Genomic DNA, 23,210 nt, shown 5'->3' on the forward strand with positions numbered 1-23,210 from the left:
CGCCCTGCCCACGAGTGCCGCGCATGAGCCTGACCGTTTACGGTGCCCCGCTGTCGCCCTTCGTCCGTAAAGTCCGCCTGTTTCTGGCTGAAAAGAATCTGGACTACCAGCTGGAAATCATCCTGCCGTTCGGCCAACCGGCCTGGTATCGCGAGCTGAGCCCGCTGGGGCGTATTCCAGCCCTGAGGGATGGCGACTTCACCCTCGCCGACTCCAGCGTGATCTGCCAATACCTGGACGATAAGTATCCGACCCAGAGCAGCCTTCTAGGCCAGAGCGCTGAACAGCGCGCACAGGTACGCTGGCTGGAGAAATATGCTGATTATGAGCTGGCGCCACTCTGTACCTTCACGGTATTCCGTAACCGGGCACTGAAGCCCAGCATGGGGCAAGAATGCGACGAGGCGGCCGTGCAGAAAGCCCTGCTTGAAAAGCTACCGCCACACTTTGACTACCTGGAAAAATGCCTAGGCTCGGCCCATTACCTGGTGGGTGACAGTCTGACCCTGGCCGACCTGGCCCTGACTTGCCAGCTGATCAACATGCAGCATGGCGATGAGCAGGTGGACGCCCAGCGCTGGCCTAATCTGAGCGCGCACGCTGCACGCATCATGGCGCGTGATTCAGTGCAGGGCGTATTGCCCGGTGAGTTGAAAATGCTCGCCAAAATGGCCAGTAAGTCCTGAAAAACCAGTCCCATCCACTAAAAAGCCCGGTCACACCGGGCTTTTTAGTGTTTTGTGTTTGCTCATCCCTTCAGCATTCGGTCAGCTCAACGAACACCTCGACCAAGCGTTCAATACCGGCCTGATCTGCGGCACTAAAACGCGCCAGCGACGGACTGTCCAAATCCAGCACACCCAGCAGACGGCCATGCTTAAAAAACGGCACCACCAACTCACTGTTGGACGCACTGTCGCAGGCGATATGCCCGGCAAAAGCATTCACATCGTCAACCCGCTGGGTCTGCCCAGTCGCCGCGGCGGCGCCGCAGACACCGCGACCGAAAGGAATGCGCACGCAGGCTACTTTGCCCTGGAAAGGCCCGAGCACCAGCTCCTCACCACGGGCCAGGTAAAAACCTGCCCAGTTCAGGTCGCTCAGCTCCTGAAACAGAAACGCTGAGAACTGCGCTGCATTGGCAATAAAGTCGCGCTCCCCGGCCAACAGCGCCTGCAGTTGCGCCACCAGCAGTGGGTAGCCGTCGAGCCCCTGCCCGCTCTGTTGTAGATCAATCATCGTGCTTACTCAGTAGTTGCAGACCCACCCAGTCGCGGGCGAATTGATAGGCGCAGCGCCCATTACGATTACCACGCCCCAAGGCCCAGCGTATGGCCGCCTTTTCCAGCTCGTCATGCCATTGCCAAGCCAAACCGGCCTGCGCGGCATGCACCTCGACCCAGTGCCGGACCACGTCAAGGAAGTGTTCCTGGGTGAATGGATAGAACGACAGCCACAGGCCGAAACGATCAGACAGCGCGATCTTGTCTTCCACCGCCTCGTTGGGGTGCAGCTCGCCATCCACCCGTTGCCAGCTTTCGTTGTCGCTTTGTTTTTCCGGCAACAGATGGCGACGGTTGGAGGTGGCATACAGCAACACATTGTCCGGCGCACGCTCCAGTGAGCCATCGAGCACGGTTTTCAGCATGCGGTAATCACCCTCGCCGGCCTCGAACGACAAGTCATCGCAGAACAGCACAAAACGCTGCGGCAGATCGCACAACTGCTCGACGATGCGCGGCAGATCGGCCAGATGGTCACGCTCGATTTCAATCAGGCGCAGCCCCGCCGCCGCATGCTCGGCCAGCAGTGCCCGCACCAGCGATGATTTACCCGTACCACGCGCGCCCCAGAGCAATGAATGGTTGGCCGGCAGGCCCTGGATAAACTGCTGGGTATTGCGCGCCAACTGAGCACGCTGGCGATCCACACCGATCAAATCAGCCAGCTCCACATCCAGACTGACCTGCAGCGGTGCCAAATAGCCGCTGCGCCCCTCACGCTGCCAGCGGGCAGCCAAGCTTTGCTGCCAGTCGATAACCGGGCGCTGCACCGGCAGCAAAGGCTCCAGACGCGCCAACACAGCCTCAGCACGCAACAAAAAATCACTTAAACGCGAATCCACAACACACTCCAGGGTTTTCGAGTTGTTCTGCCACTGCCGTCCGGCAAAACAGATGGGCTATGCTTGGCAAGCGATTCAACATGAGATCAACCGGCCAATATGGATATAGCGCTTACCCAACGCCTGTCATTCAAACAGGCCGGTTTGACCGTATTGGTAGCCTTCATCCTCGGCACTGCGCTCAGCTTGATACAAGTGGGCATCGATTATGCCAGCGAAGATGCCTCCATCAACCGCGAGATCAACGCACTGATGGAGATCAGCCACAACCCGGCTGCGCGCATCGCCTACAACATTGACGCTGAACTGGCGCAGGAACTGGTACTGGGCCTGCTGCGCTCACCGGCCGTGATCAGCGCGCAAATCATCGACAACAATCAGCTCACCCTGGCCAGCGTTAGCCGCCCGGCCATGGAAAGTCGCTACCGGGTGCTCAGCGATTTCATGTTCGGCGAGCGCCGGCACTTTGAAACGGCCCTGTTCGTCAGCCATTCCCCCGAAGAGCCGCTGGGCAAACTGAGCCTGGAAGTCGACACCTACGCCTTTGGCAGCCACTTCCTCAATCGCTCACTGCTGACCTTGTTGACCGGTTTTGCCCGTAGCCTGCTGCTGTCACTGATCTTGCTGGTGCTCTTCTATTTCATGCTGACCAAGCCACTCACTGGCTTTATCCGTGCCCTCAGCGAACGTGACCTGCGCAGCCCCAACAACGCCAAGCTGCCCTACCCGCCCAACCATGAACGCGATGAAATCGGCGTATTGGTCGATGTCACCAACCGTCAGCTGAGCAGCATCGCCAGCGAGATCGAGCAGCGTCAGCAGGCCGAAGCCCGCCTGACTCGCTACCTGGCCGAGCTGGAAGACATGGTCTCGGCACGCACCGAACAACTGGAAGCCGCCAACAGCCGCCTGCTCGACTCCAACCGCGAACTGGAGCAGGCCAAACGCACGGCATTGGACATGGCTCAGGCGCGTTCAGCCTTCCTGGCCAATATGAGTCACGAGATCCGCACCCCACTCAATGGCCTACTCGGCATGCTCGCACTGTCATTGGACGGGCCGCTGAATAACGAGCAGCGCCAACAGCTGTCGATCGCCCATGACTCCGGTAAGGTGCTGGTCGAGCTGCTCAACGACATTCTCGACCTGTCGAAATTCGAGGCTGGGCAGCTGGAGCTGGAACACATTCCCTTTGACCTCGGCAGCATGGTCGAAGACACCGCCAACCTGCTTTCGCAGAACGCCGCACCCGGCGTTGAACTGACCTGCCTGATTGATCCCCAGCTGCCCAACCAGCTGCTCGGCGACCCAACTCGGGTTAGGCAGATTGTCAGCAACCTGCTGTCCAACGCGCTGAAATTCACCCGCTTTGGCCGCGTAGACATCAGTGTCAGCACGCATAACGATGGCGTCAGGATCATTGTGCGCGACACTGGCATCGGTATTGCCGAAGAGGCTCAAGCACGGATCTTCCAGCCGTTTGCTCAGGCCGGCGTTGGTATCACCCGGCAATTTGGCGGTACCGGCCTGGGCCTGGCCCTTACCCGCCGACTTTGCGAAGCCATGCGCGGCCAACTGAGCCTGGAGACACAGGAAGGCTTCGGCAGCACCTTCTGCGTTGACCTGCCGCTGCCCAGCCAGAACTACACCCAGCCACTTCCCGTGTTGCACGGACGCGTTATTGGCCTCAGCCCAGCGAGCTCAGGCCTGAGTGAACAGCTGAGCCGATTGCTGCCCGCTTGGGGCCTGCACTATCAGCATCAGGATGCCGACAGCGTGCTGGGCCCACTTGATGCGGACGTGCTGATCAGCGACAGCCCGCAGCGCTTGAATGAGCTGCGCGCGCACTCCAGCCTGCCCATTCTGGTGGTCAGCGCCTACGGTAATTTTCTCAGCAGCGAACAGGTGGAGAACCTTGCGCCTATCGAGCAACTGGCCCGACCGCTGTCACGCCAGGTGCTGCTGCAGGCCTTACGCCGCATTCTCGGCCAGGGCACTGCACATGCCGCCGAGCAGCACAGCGAACCGCAACGCAGCCGCCAGGCGCGCGTCTTGCTGGTGGAAGACAACCCAGTCAATCAGCTGGTAGCCAAGGGCATGCTCGGCAAGCTCGGCTGCGAGGTGTTATTGGCCAATCATGGTGGCGAAGCGCTGACCTTGCTGGAAACCCAGACGGTCGATCTGATTCTGATGGACTGCAACATGCCGGTCATGGACGGCTATGAAACCACCCGACAAATTCGCCAGAAAAGCGAATTCGCCGAGTTGCCAATCATTGCCCTCACCGCCAACGCGCTGTCCGATGAACGTGAGCGCTGCCGTGCTGCGGGGATGGACGACTACCTGGCCAAGCCCTTCCGTAAAGACGAGCTAGCGGTGCTGCTCGATCAGTGGTTAAGCGCCATAAACTGATCCAGCAACACGCCCACCTGACCGCGCAACGCCGCGACCTGATCCAGGTCAACACCGCGCTCGCACAACAACTGGCTTTTCAACGGCAGCACCTGCGCACGCAAGGCGCCGCCGGCCGGGGTCAGCGCCAAGTGCACCTCACGTTCATCACTGACAGAACGCTTGCGCATCAACAAGCCTTGCTGCTCCAGGCGCTTGAGCAGCGGCGTCAACGTGCCGGAGTCGAGCAACAAACGCTCACCCAACGCCTTGACTGTTGGCAGCGCCGGCGGTTGCTGCTGCCACTCCCACAGCACCAGCATCGCCAGGTACTGCGGGTAGGTCAGACCGAGCTGATCAAGCATCGGCTTGTAGGCGCGGATCACCGCCCGTGAAGCGGCATAGAGTTTGAAACACAGCTGGTTGTCCAGCTGCAGCTCCTCGTCCACGTGCTGACTGGCCTGGATCATTTCAACAATGCTTCGATCTCGGCAGTCAGCTCTTCAGGCTTGGTGGTCGGGGCGAAACGCTTGATCACCGTACCGTCGGCGCTGAGCAGAAACTTGGTGAAGTTCCACTTGATACCCTGACTGCCGAGCAGGCCCGGCGCGCTCTTCTTCAGGTTGACGAACAGCGGGTGGGCATCGCTGCCGTTCACATCGACCTTCTTGAACAACGGGAAGCTCACACCGAAGTTCAGCTCGCAGAACTCACTGATCGCGCCTTCATCGCCCGGCTCCTGCTTGCCAAACTGGTTGCAGGGGAAGCCCAGCACCACCAGACCTTGATCCTTGTACTGCTGCCAGACGTTTTCCAGGCCCTTGTACTGCGGGGTGAAACCGCACTTGCTGGCAGTGTTGACCACCAGCACGGCCTTGCCGCCGAAATCGGCCAGGGTTTTCTGCTCGCCCTTGATGGTGGTAACCGGAATATCGAAGAGTGCGTTGCTCATGCTGGTCATCCTGATGAGTGGGAGTTAACGCAAGATAGCGAGCAATTAAATTGCATGCAATTTAATTAAAGCAAAATAAGGCCCGCTGATAGCGGGCCTGTGCAATAGCATTAAGCCTTCGGTACTAGCTTGAGCGACGCTGAGTTGATGCAATAACGCAGCCCCGTCGGCGCCGGCCCATCAGGGAACACATGCCCCAGGTGAGCATCGCACTTGGCGCATTTGACTTCGATACGGTGCATGCCGTGATTGAAGTCATCCAGACTGGCGATGGCCTCGCTGCTGACCGGCTGAAAATAACTCGGCCAACCGCTACCAGAGTCGTACTTGGCGTCCGAATCAAACAACTCAGCCTGGCAGCAGGCGCAGTGGTAAATACCTGGCACCTTACTGTCGTGGTATTGGCCAGTAAACGCGCGCTCGGTGCCGCCCAGGCGACAGACATGAAACTGCTCCTCGGAAAGCTCTTCGCGCCAGGCTTCCAGGGGTTTTTCCAGCTTGTCCACAGGCAAGTCTCCTCTACATGAAAAAATCGCCGGGAGCGATTTTTAACGTCGCGCAGCGACGGCCCAAAGGGTGGCGGCCATGGATGGCACGCCATAAAAAAGCCCGACCAGTACCTTTGCCAAGGTCGGACTGCCACGTATCATTCGACCCCAGTCTGTCACCGGCGTTACAACCTGCCAAGGCTCGTCAGATCGCGTCTTTTTGCAGGGTAATTCAGCGGCGTCCACCATTCGGGATCACATACATGCAGTTCAGCAAATCGAACAAGCTTGCCAACGTCTGCTACGACATCCGCGGGCCGGTGCTCAAGCACGCCAAACGCCTGGAAGAGGAAGGCCATCGCATCCTCAAGCTGAACATCGGCAATCCGGCACCGTTCGGTTTTGAAGCGCCTGAAGAAATTCTGCAGGATGTGATCCGTAACCTGCCCACAGCCCAGGGCTACAGCGACTCCAAGGGTCTGTTTAGTGCGCGCAAGGCGGTCATGCAGTACTACCAGCAAAAGCAGGTAGAAGGTGTTGGTATCGAAGACATCTACCTGGGCAACGGCGTATCCGAGCTGATCGTGATGGCCATGCAGGCGCTGCTGAATAACGGTGATGAAGTACTGATCCCGGCACCGGACTACCCGCTGTGGACGGCGGCAGTGGCTCTTGCCGGTGGCAAGCCTGTGCATTACCTGTGCGACGAGCAGGCGGGCTGGTTCCCCGATATCGCCGACATGCGCGCGAAAATCACACCAAACACTAAAGCCCTGGTGCTGATCAACCCGAACAACCCGACCGGCGCGGTGTATTCCAAAGAAGTGTTGATGGACATCGTCGAACTGGCCCGTCAACACAACCTGGTGCTGTTCTCCGACGAGATCTACGACAAGATTCTCTACGACGAAGCCCAGCATATTTCTACCGCATCGCTGGCCCCAGATGTGCTCTGCCTGACGTTCAATGGCCTGTCCAAGTCCTACCGCGTGGCGGGTTTCCGCTCCGGTTGGGTGGCGATTTCCGGGCCCAAGCACCGCGCACAGAGCTACATCGAAGGCATCGACATCCTCGCCAACATGCGCCTGTGCGCCAACGTGCCAAGCCAGCATGCGATTCAGACAGCGCTGGGCGGCTACCAGAGCATCAATGACCTGGTGTTGCCGCAAGGACGCCTGCTGGAGCAGCGCAACCGCACCTGGGAACTGCTCAACGACATTCCCGGGGTCAGCTGCGTCAAACCGATGGGCGCGCTGTATGCCTTCCCGAAGATTGACCCGAAGGTCTGCCCAATCCACAACGACGAAAAGTTTGTGCTGGATCTGCTGCTCTCGGAAAAACTGCTGATCGTTCAGGGCACCGCGTTCAACTGGCCGTGGCCGGATCACTTCCGCGTGGTCACCTTGCCGCGCGTGGATGAGCTAGAAATGGCCATCGGCCGTATCGGCAGCTTCCTCAAGACTTACCAACAGTAATCGGAGCGCACATGAACCAGAGCAAACGCTACCTGCTAACCGGTGCCAGCTCTGGTATCGGTGCCGCTCTGGCCCGCGAATTGGCGGCCAAGGGTTATGACCTGGCCCTAGCCGCACGCCGCGAAGACAGCCTGCACCTCTTAGCCGCCGAACTGCAGGCGCGCTTCAAGCGCAAAGTGGTGGTCTTGCCGTTGGATGTGACCGACTACGACGCATGCCAGGACGCCGTAGGCCTGGCCGCAAACCTGCTCGGTGGTCTGGACGGAATTATTGCCAATGCCGGTATCGCACTAACCGGTAAAGCCGGCGGTGGACATTTCAAACGCGCACGTTTGACCGTGGAAACCAACCTGATCGGCGCGATTGCCTGCCTGGATGCCGCCTGCGCACTGTTTCGCCAGCAAGGCCACGGCCACCTGGTTGCCGTCGCCTCAGTCGCCGGCAAACGCGGTTTACCGCATACGGCGGCCTATTCGGCGAGCAAAGCTGGCCTGATCAGCTACATGGAAGCCACCCGCGCCGAGCTGCTGGGTAAGAACATCGACACCACCCTGCTGCTGCCGGGTTTTATCGACACCCCACTGAACAGCGATATGGCCAGCCGGCCATTTCTGATTGATGTAGAACGCGGCGCGGCGCTGATCGCCAAGCACATCGACAAACGCCATGTTAGCGCCTACGTGCCTGGCTGGCCCTGGGCGCTCCTGGGCCGCGTGCTGCCTTATCTTCCAACCTCAATGATTGGCAAATTCTGATGGACCTGCAGATCGACGACTTCTACAAGGATGCCGCCGCCGGCATGCTGACTCTGTACCAGGCGTTTCCGAGTAAATCCGCACTGTATGTCGAAGACCTGATCGGCCGCGAAGAGCCGGATGAGTTCGGCCTGCCCACACCACGCCATCAAAGTTGCCTGGGCGCCCTGCTGTGGCTGGCCGAGGAAGGCTATATCCGCTTTGACTCCACCATCGGTTACGACGCACTGGATCAGGCCGTGCTCAGCGAAAAGGGCTTTCTGCGCCTGACCCGCGGCGTGCCTCACGCCCTGCCAGAGGGTGACGCCCTGCCGCCCAGCGTGCGCCGCGTGCACGCCACCCTGGCCTTTCAGCTGCGCGAAGCGCTGGGCCAAAGGCATGGCGAGCGCATAGCCCGCCTGACTCGCCTGCTGTTCGAATCCAGCCTAAACGGCGCAAGCGACATAGTTTGAAATAGTCGCCAGGTTGAAGTGCCTGGGGGTGCGCCCTTATATAGCCGTCATATCCAAGAGTGGTCGTTGAAAACCCGGCGAAACAGCCAAAACAGGGTTTCAACGACCTTATAGAACGTTCTCGTGAGGAGTCTCAATACACCATGATGCGCATTATGCTGTTCCTGGCCACCAACATTGCGGTGTTGATCATCGCCAGCATCACCCTGAAGTTGCTCGGGGTTGACCGCTTTACCGGCCAGAACTATGGCAGCTTGCTGGTTTTCTGCGCCGTGTTCGGTTTTGCCGGCTCGCTGGTCTCGCTGTTCCTGTCCAAGTGGATGGCGAAGATGAGCACCAAGACCGAAATCATCACCCAGCCACGCACCCGCCACGAACAGTGGCTGATGCAGACCGTGGAAGAACTGTCCCGCGAAGCCGGGATCAAGATGCCAGAAGTGGGTATCTTCCCTGCCTACGAATCCAACGCCTTCGCCACCGGCTGGAACAAGAACGATGCCCTGGTAGCCGTCAGCCAGGGGCTGCTGGAGCGCTTCTCGCCTGACGAAGTACGCGCGGTACTGGCCCACGAAATCGGCCATGTGGCCAACGGCGACATGGTTACCCTGGCGCTGATTCAGGGCGTGGTAAACACCTTCGTGATGTTCTTCGCACGGATCTTCGGCAACTTTGTCGATAAGGTCATTCTGAAAAACGAAGACGGCCCAGGCATCGGTTACTTCGTTGCCACCATCTTCGCCGAGCTTGTTCTGGGCATCCTGGCGAGCATCATCGTTATGTGGTTCTCGCGTAAGCGCGAGTTCAAGGCCGACGAAGCTGGTGCACGCCTGGCCGGCACAGGTGCCATGATCGCCGCTCTGCAGCGCCTGCGCGCCGAACAGGAAGTGCCGGTCACCATGCCTAACAGCATGACCGCGTTCGGCATCAACGGTGGCCTCAAAGGCGGCCTGGCTGGCCTGCTGATGACCCACCCGCCACTGGAAGTCCGCATTGAAGCCCTGCGTCAGCGCGGCTAAGTAGCAAAAGCAAAAAGGGCGACTCTTGAGTCGCCCTTTTTTGTGGCTGTGATTCAGTCTTTACGCAGCTGATAGACCCGCTCATCCAGGCGCTCAAGGCCGCGCTTTAAAAACTTCCAGTTATCGCCCAGCACATCGCCGCACATCAGCTCCTGCAACTGCCATTCAGGCGTATACAAGCGCTGCACCTCCTCATCTGCCACAGCGAAGGGCGGGCCGTCCATCCGCGCCTGGTCATAGTCCAAGCTCACCAGTAGCCCCTGGCAGCCGCTAGGTAAGACTTGCGTCAAATGCGCCACATAACGCGCGCGCATTTCTGGCGGCAATGCAATCAGTGCGGCGCGGTCATACAGTGCGGAACAGCCATCAAGCTGCTGAGCCGTCAGGGCGAAGAAATCACCGCAGTAGATTTCCACAGCGCCAGCCCGATACAGCCTGAGCGCGCCGACCTCACTGACCTCCGGCAGCAGCTTATGCTCGTCGAAGAAATCTTCCACTGCACGCTGCGCCAGCTCAACACCGACGACGTGATAACCCTGCCCCGCCAACCAGGCCAGATCCAGGCTCTTGCCACACAGCGGCACCAGCACACGTGCGCCCTCCGGCAAACCCAGCGCCGGCCAATACTGCTGCAGATAGGGATTGACCTCAGGTAGATGAAAACCGATTTCACTGCGCGCCCAACGTGCCTGCCAAAATTCTGCGTGCATACCCACTCCTGAAAAGACTCAACGAAAGATCGTGACGCACACAGCCCATAAGGCCAAGAAGCTCCCCCGCGAAAACCATCGATTTAAGCGATTTAAATACCCAGTCTTTTACGCTTTTATGTACAGATTGGCTGATAGAAGATGCAGGAAACCGATCAGGAGCCTGTCATGTCACTGCCCAGTATATTTATCTCCCACGGCTCACCCATGCTGGCCCTGCAACCCGGCGCCAGCGGTCCAGCCCTCGCCAGCCTGGCCAGCCAACTACCAAAGCCGCGCGCGATTGCGCTGGTTTCGGCGCACTGGGAAAGTCGTGAGTTGCGGGTTGGCAGCGCCGTACACCCACAAACTTGGCATGACTTTCACGGGTTTCCCGCTGAACTGTATCAGGTGCAATACCCAGCACCAGGCGAGCCCGAGCTGGCCGCCGAGATCGCCAATCTGCTGGAGCAAGCCGGACTTCCGGCCCAGCTGGATCCTGAACGGCCGCTGGATCACGGTGCCTGGGTGCCCCTGGCGCTGATGTACCCACAGGCAGATATACCCGTGGTGCAAATCTCCCTGCCCAGCCACCAGGGTCCTGCCCTGCAGCGCCGCGTCGGCCAGGCACTGACCAGCTTACGCGCGCAAGGCGTGCTGCTGATCGGCTCGGGCAGCATCACTCACAACCTCGGCGAACTTGACTGGCATGCAGGTTCAGATGTCATCAAGCCCTGGGCGCAGGCTTTCCGCGACTGGATCGTGGATAAACTGACGAGACAGGACAACGCCACCCTCGATGATTATCGCCGGCAAGCTCCCTATGCTGCGCGCAACCACCCCAGCGATGAACACCTGCTGCCGCTGTTTTTTGCCGCAAGTGCTGGCGGGCAGTTCAAGGTCGAGCACAGCGGCTTCACCCTGGGCGCACTGGGGATGGATATCTACAGCTTCACCTAAGCCCTATGCCCACAGAGTTACAGCCATAAAAAAGCCCCGCATTGAGCGGGGCTTTTTTATTCAGCGAAGTATCAATCTTCGCGATAACGACGCAGTTTCAGCGGCTTGCCACCGACGCGGGTGTCTTTCAACTTACCCAGCAGACGATCAAGGCCTTCTTCCGGCAGCTCGACCAGGCTAAAGCTCTCGCGCACCTGAATGCGACCGATGTCTTCACGGGTCAAACCACCTTCGTTGAGGATCGCACCCAGCAGGTTCTTCGCGGCAATCCCGTCACGCGCACCCAGGGCGGTGCGGCAACGCGCGCGGCCTTCGGCCAACGGCACCGGTGCACGGCGCTCGCGGCTGACTTCACGATCAGGACGCTCACTGCGCTCGCTGCGTTCACGCGGAGCGCTGCTACCACTACCCGGAACCAACGGCTGATCACGTTGAACTTCAGCCAGGGTAAGAGCTTGGCCATTGGTGGCCTTGCGCAGGAGTGCTGCGGCCAGAGCACGTGGGCTGCAACCGATATCGGCCGTCAAGCGATCCAGCAGATCACCGTGACTGGCTTCGGCATCGGCCACCAGTGGCGCCAAGCTGTTGGTCAACTTCTTGATGCGTGCGTCCAGTACTTGCTGAGCGTCCGGCAGCTTCACCTCACCCACTTTCTGCCCGGTTACACGCTCAATCACTTGCAGCATGCGGCGCTCACGTGGCGTTACCAGCAACAGGGCGCGACCGGTACGACCCGCACGGCCAGTACGGCCGATACGGTGCACGTACGATTCTGGGTCATATGGCATGTCCACGTTCATAACGTGGGTGATACGCGGCACATCGAGACCGCGAGCAGCAACGTCGGTAGCGATGACTATGTCCAGACGGCCATCCTTCAACGACTCGATCACGCGCTCACGCTGGTTCTGGGCAATGTCACCGTTCAGTGCAGCAGCCTTGTAACCCTTGGCTTCCAGCGCAGCTGCCAGGTCCAGGGTGGCTTGTTTGGTGCGCACAAAACCGATCAGCGCGTCGAACTCTTCGACTTCCAGCAGACGCAGGACAGCCGCGTGCTTCTGGTCGGCGTGGACCATCAGGTGCGCCTGCTCAATCGCAGTCACGGTCTGGGTCTTCGAAGCGATTTTGATGTGTTGCGGATCGCGCAGGTGTTTTTCTGCGATGGCGCGGATCGAATGCGGCAGGGTCGCGGAGAACAGCACGCTCTGACGGCTGGCTGGCATGGCTTCGAAGATCACTTCGAGGTCATCCATAAAGCCCAGTTTGAGCATTTCGTCAGCTTCGTCGAGGACCAAGTACTGAATGGTCGACAAGACTTTCTCATCACGACGCAGGTGGTCAACCAGACGACCCGGCGTAGCCACGATGACCTGTGCACCCTGACGGATAGCCTTCAGCTGCGGCCCCATTGGCGCGCCGCCATAAACGGCCACCACATTCAGACCTGGCATCTGCTTGGAATAGGTTTCAAACGCGGTGGCCACTTGCAGGGCCAGCTCGCGGGTTGGCGCGAGGATCAGCGCCTGCGGCTCTTTCTTGGCCGGGTCGATTTTCGACAGGATCGGCAGCGCAAAAGCAGCGGTTTTACCGGTACCGGTCTGGGCCTGACCGATCATGTCCTGACCGGACAGAATTACGGGAATGGCCTGCGCCTGAATCGGCGACGGCTCTTCGTAACCAACGGCGGTCAGTGCAGCGAGAATATTGGAGTTGAGTCCGAGTGCGGCGAAGCCGCCGGTTTCCTGGGTCATGGGTCTGCCTCTAGTGCATCCGCAAAGACCCATGTTCCAAAGCTGCGCATGCCGTGTAAGACCCGAGAGTCACCCTGGCAGCCATGTCGGCGGGGATTTGCGAAAACGTGTGATAAATGAATCGTCAAGGATAGTCCGCAAAACGGACTAACTGCCAAAGTAAACCTTCGGGCGAGTTGTACTACCTGAACGTGGCCAAGAATTGACCGGCGCGCACTATACCGGAAAACCTGGCCGATGTGCCTGTTTTTCCATCAACCAAGTATAAAAAATGCATAAGCAGCACCTATAACGTGCCATACAGCCATCCTCTGATAGCCTGCAACTGCCATGCTGTAACGGCCTCAACCCCAGCTCACCTACCTGCGCACAAGGACTCCCAGCCATGACCCAAAGCACCAGCGGCCGCGTCAGCCGTGAAAAACGTGGCCAGATCATGTTGATCGGCCTGGACCGAGCGAGCAAACGCAACGCCTTCGATATGCCCATGTTGGATGATCTGTGCCGGGCTTACGGCGAGTTCGAGCGCGACAGCGATGCGCGTGTGGCGCTGGTATTTGCCCATGGTGAACACTTCACCGCTGGTTTGGACCTGGCAAACGTAGCGGCGCAATTTGCCGCCGGCTGGAAGATCCCTGACGACGGCTGTGACCCTTGGGGCGTGTTCGGCGGGCCGCGAGTGAGCAAACCTGTGATCGTCGCTGCTCAGGGTTACTGCTATACGATCGGTATCGAACTGATGCTGGCCTCGGATATCAACCTGTGCGCCAGCAATACCCGCTTCGCGCAGATGGAAGTGCAGCGCGGGATCTTTCCGTTCGGCGGCGCCACCTTGCGCATGCACCAGAGCGCGGGCTGGGGCAATGCCATGCGCTGGCTGCTGACCGGCGATGAGTTCGATGCTCACGAAGCCTATCGCCTAGGGTTGATCCAGCAGGTGGTAGCCAGCGAGGAGCTGCTGCCCAAGGCACTGTGGCTGGCTGAACGCATTGCCGCACAAGCCCCGCTGGGTGTGCAGGCTACCCTGGCATCGGCGCGCCAGGCGGTGGTCGAAGGCCCGGCTGCCGCAGCCGCCAGCCTGCACCCGACCGTGACTCGCTTGATGGCCAGTGAAGATGCGCAGGAAGGCGTGCGAGCGATGCTGGAACGCCGTCCGGGCGACTTTAAAGGGCGTTGAACGTGATCAGGTCGCAGGACGTACCGCTTTGATCAACGACTCCAGCGAATAACCGAACCGCGGCGCCAGCAGCTCATTGCGGCGCCGCAGTTCGGTAAAGTCGATGTTCTGCTCAAGATCCGCCGGCACCAGCAACACGACATTGCCCTCCTTCACCGGGCACTCCCAGTAATGCCGGTGGTAGAGGCCGCGCAGCAGCGGCGCACCCAGTGGTTTGCCGTCGTTGCCGGCCCACTGGTTGATGATCAGCCAGCCGCCAGGGTTAAGCTGCTTTTGGCAGTTTTCCAGAAAACGCCAGGCCAGATGCCCAGTCGCCGGGCCATGGTCGGTGTACAGATCGACAAACAGCAGGTCGGTCTTTTCCGCGCTTTCCAGCAGTTCCAGCGCATCGCCGATACGAATGGTCAGGCGCGGATCATCGGTCAGCCCCATGTGCTCCATGGCCAGGCGCGGCACATCGGCGCGCAGCTCGATCACCTCAACATCGTCCAGCGGCAGAAACTTCAGGCAGGCCTGGGTCAGGTTGCCGGCGCCAAGGCCCAGAAACAGAGCACTTTCCGGGTGTTCATGGCACAACGCGCCAAGCAGCATGGCGCGGGTGTAGTCGTACTCCAGCCAGCTGGGGTCCGGCATATAGACGCAGCTCTGCTCAATCGCCTCACCAAATTCGAGAAAGCGATACGCGCCCATTTCGACCACCTGAATCACCCCGAAGGCATCGTGCACTTCAGCGATCAACAGCGGGTCCGGCATCTGTCCAACCGGAGGTAAACCTGGCATCCCGCACACTCCACCGTGACATCCCCGACCATTTCGGCCAGAGGAAAGGCGCTAATTGTCATTGAGGCACCCTCCCCCGGTCACGCGATAATTTGCCGCAGTCGGGAGCGCCGAGTTCGTCGTTATGCGGCTACAACAATAAAAACAAATATCGAGGTTTGCCATGTACGCCATTATCGGTGCCGGCCCCATGGGGCTGTGTACAGCACGTCAACTGCACAAGTACGGTATCGACTTTGTCGGTTTCGAACTGCACGCGGATGTTGGCGGCTTATGGGATATCGATAATCCGAACAGCACCATGTACGACTCGGCGCACCTGATTTCCTCCAAGGGCACCACCCAATTCACTGAATTTCCGATGCGCGACGAGGTGGCCCCCTACCCGCATCACAGTGAGATGCGCCGCTATTTCCGCGACTACGCCGAGCACTTCGGCCTGTATGCGCACTACCAGTTCAATACCTGCGTGGTGGAAATCCAGCGCCTGGACAAAGGCTGGAAGCTGATCAGCGAGCAGAATGGCGTGCAGCGTGAATGGCTGGTCGACGGTGTGCTGATGGCCAACGGCACCCTGCACACACCCAACCAGCCGGCATTGCCGGGCGAGTTTACGGGTGAGCTGATGCACTCCAGCGACTACCGCTCAGCAGCGGTGTTCGACAGCAAGCGCGTGCTGGTGATCGGCTGCGGCAACTCGGCCTGCGATATCGCCGTGGACGCTGTGCACCGCGCCGTCTCGGTGGACCTGTCGGTGCGTCGCGGTTATTACTTCCTGCCCAAATTCACCCTGGGCCGGCCGACCGACACGCTTGGCGGCGCGATCAAGCTGCCGCGCCCGTTCAAGCAATTCCTCGATGGCCTGCTGATACGCGCACTGGTCGGCAAACCTTCGCAATACGGCCTGCCCGACCCGGATTACAAGCTCTACGAGTCACACCCGGTGATGAACTCCCTGGTGCTGCATTACCTCGGCCATGGCGATATCAAGGCGCGCCGTGATGTGGCCAAAATCGACGGTTTGCAGGTGACCTTCAGCGATGGCGAACAAGCCGAGTACGACCTAATTCTGCAAGGCACCGGCTACAAGCTCGACTACCCCTTTATCGACCGTGCGCACCTTAACTGGCCGAGCAACGCCGGCGCGCCGCAGCTGTACCTGAATGTGTTCCATCCCGAGTACGACGATCTGTTTATGCTGGGCATGGTCGAAGCCTCAGGCCTTGGCTGGCAGGGCCGTGACGAGCAGGCTGAGCTGGTGGCGCTTTATATCAAAGGACTGCAAGCCGGCAGCCAGGCGGCCAAAGACTTCCAGGTGCTCAAACGCGAACGCGCCGGCATACGCCTGGACGGCGGCTACCAGTACCTGCAACTGGAGCGCATGGCCTACTACGTGCACAAGGACAGCTATCGTCAAAGCATCGCGCAGCACAGCAATAGCCTGCGCGCCGGCCTGGCTGCGCTGCCTGCTACCGCCAGCCGCACTGTTGAAGGAAGCCTGTGATGGAGCCGGTGAATATCCAGTTCGACCCCAGCAGCCTGGTGCTGATCAACATCATCCTCGCGGTGATGATGCTCGGCGTCTCGCTGGACCTGCGCCTGGATGACTTCAAACGCATCGTCCGCGAGCCCAAGGCACCGCTGATTGGCCTGTTCGCGCAATTTGTCCTGCTGCCGGCGCTGACCTGTCTGGCCTGCTGGGCGCTGCGCATCGAGCCGATGCTGGCCCTGGGCATGATGCTGGTGGCGGCCTGCCCCGGCGGCAGCTTCTCCAACATCATGACCTGGATGGCGCGGGGCAACGTCGCGGTCTCGGTGAGCATGACGGCGGTATCCAGCCTCGCGGCCAGCGTGCTGACGCCACTGAACTTCGGCTTCTACGCCTGGCTTAATCCGCTGACCCGACCACTGCTGACGCAGATAGCCATGGATCCAGTCAGCCTGCTGCTCCTGGTATTGCTGGTGCTCGGCCTGCCGCTGATCGCCGGCATGTGGATCGGCCGGCGCTTTCCCAGCCTGTCGCTCAAGGTGGAAAAGCCGCTGCGGATCTTTGCCCTGCTGGTGATGCTGGCCTTCGTCACCCTGGCCTTCAGCCGCAACTTCGACCAATTCATCGCGCACTTCCATCTGTTCTTCTGGCTGGTGGTGGCGCACAACGCCCTGGCTTTGGCGGTGGGTTACGGCTGCGCGCGGCTGTCCGGGCTGCCGGCAGCGGATCGCCGGGCGATCACCCTGGAAGTGGGTATCCAGAACTCGGCCCTGGGCCTGGTGATCATCTTCACCTTCTTCCCGCAGGCCAGCGGCATGTTGCTGATCGCCGCGTTCTGGGGCTGCTGGCATTTGGTCAGCGGTCTGACCCTGGCCTTTATCTGGTCGCGCAGTGCGCCCATCGCCGCCTCACCCGCACCTACAGCCCTAGCCAGCGCTGGAGAAAAATAATGCCCACCATCATGATCACCGGGGCCGCCAGCGGCCTCGGCTGGCAGCTTGCGCGCGCCTATCACGGCCAAGGCTGCAACCTGCTGCTCACCGATATCAATGCAGACGGCCTGACCGCGCGGGTAAATGAGCTGGGCGCCGAGCGGGTAATCGGCCTGGCCGGCGATATCACCGACCCGCACCTGCATCAGCAATTGCTGCAAACCTGCCGCGAGCGCTTCGGCGGCCTGGATGTGCTGATCAACAACGCCGGCATCACCCACCGCTCGCCGGCCATGCAGACAGACCCAGCCGTGCTGCGCAAGGTCATGGCCGTCGATTATCAGGCGCCCGTGGAGCTGACCCTGAGCGCCCTGCCGCTGCTGCGCCAGAGCCGTGGGCAGATCATCGCCATTGGCTCCATGGCCGGCTGGATGCCGGTGCTCGGCCGTGCCGGCTATTGCGCGGCGAAAAGCGCCCTCGGCCAGTTCTTCGAGGTGCTGCGCGCTGAGGCCGCCCGCGACGGCATCAAGATGCTGCTGGTGTACCCGAGCTTTCTCGATACACCTATCGAAGAGAACGCCCTCGGCGGCGATGGCCAGCAGGCGCAGCACGGCCGTTCAACCATCGGCCAGGTACGCGGTGCCGATTGGATGGCCGCGCAGATTCTCCAAGCACAAATGCAAGGCCGCGAGCGCCTGTTCCCCGACCGTGGCAGCTGGTTGGCCAGCCTGCTCTGGCGCATCGCCCCTGGTTTCTACTACCGCAAGATGAGCGCGCGCTTCGTCGGGGAGATGGGCTGATGGAGCTTATCTGGCTGACCCTGGCCGGGTTTATCCTGCTGGCCTACACCCTGGAGGCGATCACCGGTTTCGGCAGCATCGTGATTGCCCTGTCACTGGGCGCCCTGCTGCTGCCCATCGACCAGCTGCTGCCGGTGCTGGTGCCGCTGAATATCTGCATGACCGGCTACCTGGTCTGGCGGCATCGGCAGATGATCGACCACCGCCTGCTGCTGGGCATGATCCTGCCCGGCATGCTGCTCGGCACGGCTCTCGGCTATGCCCTGCTGCCCTTTCTCGATGCTGCCCTGGCCAAGCGCCTGTTTGGCGCATTGGTGCTGTGGTTTGCCGCTCGCGAACTGTGGCGCCTGCGTCATGCGGTCGTGCAACCCGTGCGGCCCATGTGGCTTAGCCGCCTGCTCAGCCTGTGCGCGGGCATCAGTCACGGCCTGTTCGCCTCCGGCGGGCCGCTGCTGGTATTTGCCCTGGCCGGTACGCAACTGGATAAAGCGCGCCTGCGCGCCACCCTGGTCACGGTGTGGTTCACCCTCAACAGCCTGCTGACCCTGGCCTTTCTGCTCGACGGCCGCCTGCTGCCCGCCCTGCCGCAAGTCGCCAGCTACGCGCCGCTGCTGCTGGTCGGCGTGTGGCTGGGTGAACGCCTGCACCAACGCTTCAACGAACAACATTTCCGCATTGCCATCTACCTGTTGCTGCTGGTCACCGGCGGCCTGCTACTCGCGCCCTGGAGTCTGCTATGAGCCACGACATCATCATCAAGAACGGCCTGTACTTCGACGGCAGCAACCAGCCAGGGCAGCTGCGGCATATCGGCATCAAGGACGGACGCATCGATGTACTCAGCCTCAGCCCGCTGGATGAAAGCGGTTGCCCCGAGGTGCTGGATGCTGCCGGCAAGTGGGTCACCCCGGGCTTTCTGGAAATCCACTCGCACTACGACGCCGAAGTGATCGCTGCGCCAGCATTGAAGGAATCGGTGCGCCACGGCGTGACCAGCGTGACCATCGGTTCCTGCTCGATCAGCATGGTGTTGGCCGATGCCGAGGACTGCTCGGACCTGTTCACCCGCGTCGAAGCGGTGCCGCGTGAATACGTGCTGCCGATTCTTAAAGAGAAGAAAACCTGGCGCGACGCCGCCGGCTATCGCGCGTTCTACAACCAGCAGCCGCTGGGACCGAATGTCAGCTCCTTCCTTGGCCACTCCGAACTGCGCGTGGCGGTAATGGGCCTGGAGCGCGCCACCAGCCAGGTCAAACCGACCGAAGCCGAACTTGCACGCATGGAGCAACTGCTGGAAGAGGCGCTGGACGCCGGCTGCATCGGCCTATCGGTGATGACCACGCGCCTGGACAAGATGGATGGCGACCGCGCCTGGTCCAGCCCACTGCCCTCGACCTTCGCCAGCTGGACGGAGTTCTCCCGCCTGTTCGCCATCCTGCGCCGGCGTGGTGCGGTGATGCAGGGCGCACCGAACGCGGTGACCAAGGTCAATGTGTTCGCCTTCCTCTGGCAGGCCCACGGCTGGTTCCGCCAACCGCTGAAGTGTTCAATGCTGACCGCCCTGGACCTGAAATCCCAGCCGCTGCTGCATTATTTCACCCGCCTCTCTGGCTGGCTGGCCAACCGCGTGCTGGGCGGCCATTTCCGCTGGCAGACTCTTCCAGCGCCCTTCACCCTGCGCCTGGAAGGGCTGAATGTGAACGCCTTCGAGGAGTTCGGTGCGGGCGAGATCCTGCGCAACATCAAAGACCCGGACGAGCTGTACGCCAAGGTGCTGGAGCCGGAGTTCCGTGCGCTGTTCAAAAAGCAGGTCAAGGCCGTGCTGACCAAGGGTTTGTGGCACCGAGACTTCTCCGACTGCTGGGTAACCGAATGCCCGGACGCCAGCATGGTCGGCAAGAACTTCAAGCAACTCGGCGCCGCCCATGGCCTGGACCCGGTGGACGCCTACTTCGAGCTGGCCTGCCAGTACCGCGAGGCACTGAAGTGGACCACCTGCTATGGCAACCAGCGCGAGGCAGTGATGCATAAGCTGCTCTCCAGCCCCTGGACCCAGCCGGGCTTCGCTGACTCGGGCGCACACCTGCGCTCGATTGCTCAGTACAACTTTCCGCTGCGCTTCCTTAAATACGTGCGCGATGCCGAACTGGCCGGTACGCCGTTTATGGACATGGGCAGCTCCATCCACCGCCTGACTGGCGAGCTGGCGGACTTTATCGGGGTCGACGCCGGCACTATCCGCGTTGGCGACCGTGCTGATGTGGTGATCGTTAACCCAGCCGGGCTGACCGATGAGCTGGACGACATCCATGAAGCGCCGATGGAGGTGCTCGGCCTGGAGCGCGTGGTCAAACGCAATGACGCAGCGGTGGACGCCACACTGATCAACGGTCGCATCGCCTACCGCCGCGGCGCCGAGTTCCCCGACGCGCTGGGCAAGCAGCCCGGCTTTGGCAGCTTTCTGCCGGGGCGTGACGTTGCGCCGCGCACAATGCCAGCAGCAGGGTTCAAACCCACCACGGCCTGAGCCGCACGTCACCATGCAGCGGCTCTATCGCGCCTATCGGCTTGCCGGCCATGGCTTATCGGTTACCATGCCCGTCCGCCTAAATTGACTTAAGCCGAGAGCCGCAATGTCGCAACCCTGGAGCCCTGAAAGCTGGAGAGCCAAGCCGATCCAGCAACAACCGCAGTACCCGAACGCCGCGCAGCTGGCCCAGGTCGAGCAGACCCTGGCCGGTTATCCGCCGCTGGTATTTGCCGGTGAAGCCCGTGAACTGCGCCGCCAGTTTGCCGAAGTCACCCAGGGGCGCGCGTTTCTCTTGCAGGGTGGCGATTGCGCCGAGAGCTTTGCCGAGTTCAGCGCGGCAAAAATCCGCGACACCTTCAAGGTGCTGCTGCAGATGGCCATCGTCATGACCTTCGCCGCCGGCTGCCCGGTGGTCAAGGTCGGGCGCATGGCCGGCCAGTTCGCCAAGCCGCGCTCGGCCAATGATGAAACCATCGACGGCGTGACCCTGCCCGCCTACCGCGGCGATATCGTCAACGGTATCGGTTTTGACTCGGCCAGCCGCGTGCCAGACCCGGAGCGCCTGCTGCAGGCCTACCACCAGTCCACGGCTTCGTTGAACCTGCTGCGCGCCTTTGCCCAGGGCGGATTCGCCGACCTGCATCAGGTGCACCAGTGGAACCTCGACTTTATTGCCAACTCGGCGCTCGGCGAGAAGTACAGCCAGCTGGCTGACCGCATCGACGAAACCCTGGCCTTTATGCGTGCCTGCGGCATGGACGGCGCGGCGCAAGTGCGTGAAACCAGCTTTTTCACCGCCCACGAAGCATTGCTGCTGAACTACGAGCAAGCGTTTGTGCGCAAGGACAGCCTTACCGGCGGCTGGTACGACTGCTCGGCGCACATGCTGTGGATCGGCGACCGCACCCGTCAGCTGGACGGCGCGCATGTCGAGTTTCTGCGCGGCGTGGGCAACCCGATTGGGGTGAAAGTCGGCCCGAGCATGGACAGCGAAGACCTGATCCGCCTGATCGATATCCTCAACCCGGACAACGATCCCGGCCGCCTCAACTTGATCGTGCGCATGGGCGCCGACAAGGTCGAAGCCGGTCTGCCGCGCCTGATCCAGACCGTGCAACGCGAAGGTCGCCAGGTGCTGTGGAGCAGTGACCCGATGCACGGCAACACCATCAAGGCCTCAAGCGGCTACAAGACCCGCGACTTTGCGCAGATCCTTGCCGAAGTGAAGCAGTTCTTCGCCGTGCACCAGGCCGAGGGCAGCTACGCTGGCGGCATTCATATCGAGATGACCGGGCAGAACGTCACCGAATGCATCGGCGGCGCGCGGCCGATCACCGAAGACGGCCTGTCAGACCGCTACCACACCCACTGCGACCCTCGGATGAACGCCGACCAGTCGCTGGAGCTGGCCTTCCTAATCGCCGAAACCCTCAAGCAAGTCCGCCGCTAACGGCTGTCGTTCACGGACATGGGCCACTCCTACAACCTCTGTATGGCGTAGGAGCGGGCCATGCCCGCGAACAATCTCTGATCCAATCAGGCAATCAGGCGTTCACGCAAACGCCCGAGCATGCCGAGCAAACTGCCAACCTTCTCCCGATCCCGCTCTTCACGCGGCTGCTGCGCCAGGCGGGTGACGACCTGCGCCGGCTGTGCGCGCCAGATCTGCGCCTGTTCGGCCGCTGCCAACAAGCCCTTGTCGAACAGCCCGCGACGAATCGGCTTGGGCAGGTAACGGAAAATCTGCGCTTCGTTGATCAATTTGAGCAGCGCCTGGGTATCGCAGAACGGCGTAACCACCAGGCTGAGCAGACGTGGATGGGCCTGGGCTAGGCTTTTCAACAGTGGTGCAGTGTCTTCTCCAGCCACTTGCAGGTCACTGACCAGCAGATCAATCGGCTGGCTGTTAAGCAGCATCACGGCGTCGCTCAGCGAAGCCGCGCGCAGCAGACGATGACCGCCGGCCACGCAGAACTCGGCCACCACATCCAGAGTCGACGCATCCTCATCCAGGAGCAGCACATTGAGCGCCGCCGGCGGTATGACTGCCGAGACTTTCGGTGCCTGCAACTGGCGTGCAGCAATCTGCGCGGCCTGGCGCAGGGTGAAGGCCATTTCCTGCTGATCCCAGGGCTTGGTCAGGTAACGGAAGATACCGCCACTATTGAGCGCCTCTACGGCGGCATCCAGGTCTGAATAGCCGGTCAGCAGAATGCGCAGGGTATCGGGGGCAATCTCACGCGCCTGGGCCAGCAGCTCGGCACCGCTCATCTGTGGCATGCGCTGGTCGCTGACGATGATCTGCACATTCTCGCTTTTCAGCCGCTCCAGGGCGCGACGCGGGTTGCTCTCGGTCAGCACTTCATATTCACGGCGAAACTGCAGGGCCAGGCTGCGCAGAATGCGCTCTTCATCATCAACAAACAGAATACGAATCGGCTCACTCAT

Annotated in this window: 23 protein-coding genes; 14 read left to right on the forward strand and 9 right to left on the reverse strand. The window is 60.9% G+C overall.

Features of this window, described 5'->3' with window-relative positions:
• Window positions 1-23: 23 nt before the first annotated feature.
• Window positions 24-686, forward strand: a complete 663-nt coding sequence (locus tag HBN63_RS07445; RefSeq protein WP_170048960.1) for a glutathione S-transferase family protein — start codon at window positions 24-26, stop codon at window positions 684-686.
• A gap of 70 nt (window positions 687-756) precedes the next feature.
• Here HBN63_RS07445 and HBN63_RS07450 read toward each other — a convergent pair whose 3' ends face one another.
• Entirely contained in the window at window positions 757-1,239 is a 483-nt protein-coding gene (locus HBN63_RS07450; protein WP_170048961.1) for a GAF domain-containing protein, read from the reverse strand.
• Complete coding sequence (locus tag HBN63_RS07455) at window positions 1,232-2,125, reverse strand: ATP-binding protein (RefSeq protein WP_170048962.1); 894 nt, start codon at window positions 2,123-2,125, stop codon at window positions 1,232-1,234. The genes HBN63_RS07450 and HBN63_RS07455 overlap by 8 nt, the downstream gene beginning before the upstream one ends.
• Window positions 2,126-2,224: 99 nt before the next feature.
• Here HBN63_RS07455 and HBN63_RS07460 point away from each other — a divergent pair, with 99 nt between their 5' ends.
• Window positions 2,225-4,537 carry a response regulator gene (locus tag HBN63_RS07460; RefSeq protein WP_170048963.1) on the forward strand — a complete coding sequence of 771 codons (2,313 nt, stop codon included), beginning with the start codon at window positions 2,225-2,227 and terminating at the stop codon, window positions 4,535-4,537.
• Here HBN63_RS07460 and HBN63_RS07465 read toward each other — a convergent pair.
• The 3 genes from HBN63_RS07465 to msrB form a co-directional block, all read right to left on the reverse strand.
• Entirely contained in the window at window positions 4,513-4,986 is a 474-nt protein-coding gene (locus tag HBN63_RS07465) for a MarR family transcriptional regulator (protein WP_170048964.1), read from the reverse strand. The two genes, HBN63_RS07460 and HBN63_RS07465, sit on opposite strands and share 25 nt — an antisense overlap.
• Window positions 4,983-5,468: a glutathione peroxidase gene (locus HBN63_RS07470; protein WP_170048965.1), complete on the reverse strand. Its 486-nt coding sequence runs from the start codon at window positions 5,466-5,468 to the stop codon at window positions 4,983-4,985. Before HBN63_RS07470 ends, HBN63_RS07465 begins: the two co-directional genes overlap by 4 nt.
• A 110-nt stretch (window positions 5,469-5,578) precedes the next feature.
• Window positions 5,579-5,974 (reverse strand): peptide-methionine (R)-S-oxide reductase MsrB, encoded by a 396-nt coding sequence (gene msrB, locus HBN63_RS07475; protein WP_170048966.1) that lies wholly within the window; start codon window positions 5,972-5,974, stop codon window positions 5,579-5,581.
• Window positions 5,975-6,219: 245 nt separating this feature from the next.
• On the opposite strand from msrB, the gene HBN63_RS07480 reads away from it, so the two are divergent.
• The 4 genes from HBN63_RS07480 to htpX all read left to right on the forward strand — a co-directional run bounded on the left by HBN63_RS07480 (window position 6,220) and on the right by htpX (window position 9,654).
• The gene (locus tag HBN63_RS07480; protein ID WP_090247908.1) at window positions 6,220-7,431 is read left to right on the forward strand and encodes a pyridoxal phosphate-dependent aminotransferase; all 1,212 of its coding nucleotides are present in this window, start codon (window positions 6,220-6,222) and stop codon (window positions 7,429-7,431) included.
• Between the two features lie 11 nt (window positions 7,432-7,442).
• Window positions 7,443-8,186, forward strand: coding sequence for an SDR family NAD(P)-dependent oxidoreductase (locus tag HBN63_RS07485; RefSeq protein ID WP_090247909.1), 744 nt, complete (start codon window positions 7,443-7,445; stop codon window positions 8,184-8,186).
• On the forward strand, window positions 8,186-8,638 hold the full coding sequence (locus HBN63_RS07490) for a hypothetical protein (RefSeq protein WP_160084860.1): 453 nt from the start codon (window positions 8,186-8,188) through the stop codon (window positions 8,636-8,638). The genes HBN63_RS07485 and HBN63_RS07490 overlap by 1 nt, the downstream gene beginning before the upstream one ends.
• Before the next feature lie 143 nt (window positions 8,639-8,781).
• Window positions 8,782-9,654 (forward strand): protease HtpX, encoded by an 873-nt coding sequence (gene htpX / locus HBN63_RS07495; RefSeq protein ID WP_170048967.1) that lies wholly within the window; start codon window positions 8,782-8,784, stop codon window positions 9,652-9,654.
• Between the two features lie 53 nt (window positions 9,655-9,707).
• Here the strand turns inward: htpX and HBN63_RS07500 are convergent, their stop codons facing one another.
• Entirely contained in the window at window positions 9,708-10,364 is a 657-nt protein-coding gene (locus tag HBN63_RS07500) for a thiopurine S-methyltransferase (RefSeq protein ID WP_170048968.1), read from the reverse strand.
• A gap of 168 nt (window positions 10,365-10,532) precedes the next feature.
• Here HBN63_RS07500 and HBN63_RS07505 point away from each other — a divergent pair, with 168 nt between their 5' ends.
• On the forward strand, window positions 10,533-11,303 hold the full coding sequence (locus HBN63_RS07505; RefSeq protein ID WP_170048969.1) for a class III extradiol ring-cleavage dioxygenase: 771 nt from the start codon (window positions 10,533-10,535) through the stop codon (window positions 11,301-11,303).
• A gap of 71 nt (window positions 11,304-11,374) precedes the next feature.
• Here HBN63_RS07505 and HBN63_RS07510 read toward each other — a convergent pair whose 3' ends face one another.
• On the reverse strand, window positions 11,375-13,087 hold the full coding sequence (locus HBN63_RS07510) for a DEAD/DEAH box helicase (protein WP_170048970.1): 1,713 nt from the start codon (window positions 13,085-13,087) through the stop codon (window positions 11,375-11,377).
• 352 nt (window positions 13,088-13,439) lie between these two features.
• On the opposite strand from HBN63_RS07510, the gene HBN63_RS07515 reads away from it, so the two are divergent.
• Complete coding sequence (locus HBN63_RS07515) at window positions 13,440-14,231, forward strand: crotonase/enoyl-CoA hydratase family protein (RefSeq protein WP_090247917.1); 792 nt, start codon at window positions 13,440-13,442, stop codon at window positions 14,229-14,231.
• A 6-nt stretch (window positions 14,232-14,237) separates the two neighbouring features.
• Here HBN63_RS07515 and HBN63_RS07520 read toward each other — a convergent pair whose 3' ends face one another.
• On the reverse strand, window positions 14,238-15,011 hold the full coding sequence (locus HBN63_RS07520; RefSeq protein WP_170048971.1) for a spermidine synthase: 774 nt from the start codon (window positions 15,009-15,011) through the stop codon (window positions 14,238-14,240).
• A 163-nt stretch (window positions 15,012-15,174) separates the two neighbouring features.
• On the opposite strand from HBN63_RS07520, the gene HBN63_RS07525 reads away from it, so the two are divergent.
• The 6 genes from HBN63_RS07525 (at window position 15,175) to HBN63_RS07550 (ending at window position 22,212) form a co-directional block, all read left to right on the forward strand.
• Window positions 15,175-16,515 carry an NAD(P)-binding domain-containing protein gene (locus HBN63_RS07525; protein WP_170048972.1) on the forward strand — a complete coding sequence of 447 codons (1,341 nt, stop codon included), beginning with the start codon at window positions 15,175-15,177 and terminating at the stop codon, window positions 16,513-16,515.
• Complete coding sequence (locus HBN63_RS07530) at window positions 16,515-17,450, forward strand: bile acid:sodium symporter family protein (protein ID WP_170048973.1); 936 nt, start codon at window positions 16,515-16,517, stop codon at window positions 17,448-17,450. Before HBN63_RS07525 ends, HBN63_RS07530 begins: the two co-directional genes overlap by 1 nt.
• Window positions 17,450-18,232 carry an SDR family NAD(P)-dependent oxidoreductase gene (locus HBN63_RS07535; RefSeq protein ID WP_170048974.1) on the forward strand — a complete coding sequence of 261 codons (783 nt, stop codon included), beginning with the start codon at window positions 17,450-17,452 and terminating at the stop codon, window positions 18,230-18,232. The genes HBN63_RS07530 and HBN63_RS07535 overlap by 1 nt, the downstream gene beginning before the upstream one ends.
• The gene (locus HBN63_RS07540; protein ID WP_170048975.1) at window positions 18,232-18,972 is read left to right on the forward strand and encodes a sulfite exporter TauE/SafE family protein; all 741 of its coding nucleotides are present in this window, start codon (window positions 18,232-18,234) and stop codon (window positions 18,970-18,972) included. Before HBN63_RS07535 ends, HBN63_RS07540 begins: the two co-directional genes overlap by 1 nt.
• On the forward strand, window positions 18,969-20,759 hold the full coding sequence (locus tag HBN63_RS07545) for an N-acyl-D-glutamate amidohydrolase (RefSeq protein ID WP_170048976.1): 1,791 nt from the start codon (window positions 18,969-18,971) through the stop codon (window positions 20,757-20,759). Before HBN63_RS07540 ends, HBN63_RS07545 begins: the two co-directional genes overlap by 4 nt.
• 106 nt (window positions 20,760-20,865) lie before the next feature.
• Window positions 20,866-22,212: a 3-deoxy-7-phosphoheptulonate synthase class II gene (locus HBN63_RS07550; RefSeq protein WP_170048977.1), complete on the forward strand. Its 1,347-nt coding sequence runs from the start codon at window positions 20,866-20,868 to the stop codon at window positions 22,210-22,212.
• Between the two features lie 86 nt (window positions 22,213-22,298).
• On the opposite strand, the gene HBN63_RS07555 is transcribed toward HBN63_RS07550, so the two are convergent.
• Window positions 22,299-23,210, reverse strand: a complete 912-nt coding sequence (locus HBN63_RS07555; RefSeq protein WP_170048978.1) for a response regulator — start codon at window positions 23,208-23,210, stop codon at window positions 22,299-22,301.

Origin of the sequence: Pseudomonas sp. WS 5011 (assembly GCF_012985775.1) — a bacterium.
In the GTDB taxonomy this organism is placed as follows: domain Bacteria; phylum Pseudomonadota; class Gammaproteobacteria; order Pseudomonadales; family Pseudomonadaceae; genus Aquipseudomonas; species Aquipseudomonas peli.

Excerpts from the sequence above, each read along its gene's own strand:
- HBN63_RS07450 (WP_170048961.1), bottom strand. The coding sequence starts at position 1,239 with ATGATTGATCTACAACAGAGCGGGCAGGGGCTCGACGGCTACCCACTG.
- HBN63_RS07500 (WP_170048968.1), bottom strand. The coding sequence starts at position 10,364 with ATGCACGCAGAATTTTGGCAGGCACGTTGGGCGCGCAGTGAAATCGGT.
- HBN63_RS07555 (WP_170048978.1), bottom strand. The coding sequence starts at position 23,210 with ATGAGTGAGCCGATTCGTATTCTGTTTGTTGATGATGAAGAGCGCATT.
- HBN63_RS07540 (WP_170048975.1), top strand. The coding sequence starts at position 18,232 with ATGGAGCTTATCTGGCTGACCCTGGCCGGGTTTATCCTGCTGGCCTAC.
- HBN63_RS07535 (WP_170048974.1), top strand. The coding sequence starts at position 17,450 with ATGCCCACCATCATGATCACCGGGGCCGCCAGCGGCCTCGGCTGGCAG.
- HBN63_RS07445 (WP_170048960.1), top strand. The coding sequence starts at position 24 with ATGAGCCTGACCGTTTACGGTGCCCCGCTGTCGCCCTTCGTCCGTAAA.
- HBN63_RS07505 (WP_170048969.1), top strand. The coding sequence starts at position 10,533 with ATGTCACTGCCCAGTATATTTATCTCCCACGGCTCACCCATGCTGGCC.
- htpX (WP_170048967.1), top strand. The coding sequence starts at position 8,782 with ATGATGCGCATTATGCTGTTCCTGGCCACCAACATTGCGGTGTTGATC.
- HBN63_RS07530 (WP_170048973.1), top strand. The coding sequence starts at position 16,515 with ATGGAGCCGGTGAATATCCAGTTCGACCCCAGCAGCCTGGTGCTGATC.
- HBN63_RS07490 (WP_160084860.1), top strand. The coding sequence starts at position 8,186 with ATGGACCTGCAGATCGACGACTTCTACAAGGATGCCGCCGCCGGCATG.
- HBN63_RS07545 (WP_170048976.1), top strand. The coding sequence starts at position 18,969 with ATGAGCCACGACATCATCATCAAGAACGGCCTGTACTTCGACGGCAGC.
- HBN63_RS07550 (WP_170048977.1), top strand. The coding sequence starts at position 20,866 with ATGTCGCAACCCTGGAGCCCTGAAAGCTGGAGAGCCAAGCCGATCCAG.
- HBN63_RS07470 (WP_170048965.1), bottom strand. The coding sequence starts at position 5,468 with ATGAGCAACGCACTCTTCGATATTCCGGTTACCACCATCAAGGGCGAG.
- HBN63_RS07465 (WP_170048964.1), bottom strand. The coding sequence starts at position 4,986 with ATGATCCAGGCCAGTCAGCACGTGGACGAGGAGCTGCAGCTGGACAAC.
- HBN63_RS07485 (WP_090247909.1), top strand. The coding sequence starts at position 7,443 with ATGAACCAGAGCAAACGCTACCTGCTAACCGGTGCCAGCTCTGGTATC.
- HBN63_RS07480 (WP_090247908.1), top strand. The coding sequence starts at position 6,220 with ATGCAGTTCAGCAAATCGAACAAGCTTGCCAACGTCTGCTACGACATC.
- HBN63_RS07525 (WP_170048972.1), top strand. The coding sequence starts at position 15,175 with ATGTACGCCATTATCGGTGCCGGCCCCATGGGGCTGTGTACAGCACGT.
- HBN63_RS07520 (WP_170048971.1), bottom strand. The coding sequence starts at position 15,011 with ATGCCAGGTTTACCTCCGGTTGGACAGATGCCGGACCCGCTGTTGATC.
- HBN63_RS07460 (WP_170048963.1), top strand. The coding sequence starts at position 2,225 with ATGGATATAGCGCTTACCCAACGCCTGTCATTCAAACAGGCCGGTTTG.
- HBN63_RS07515 (WP_090247917.1), top strand. The coding sequence starts at position 13,440 with ATGACCCAAAGCACCAGCGGCCGCGTCAGCCGTGAAAAACGTGGCCAG.
- HBN63_RS07510 (WP_170048970.1), bottom strand. The coding sequence starts at position 13,087 with ATGGGTCTTTGCGGATGCACTAGAGGCAGACCCATGACCCAGGAAACC.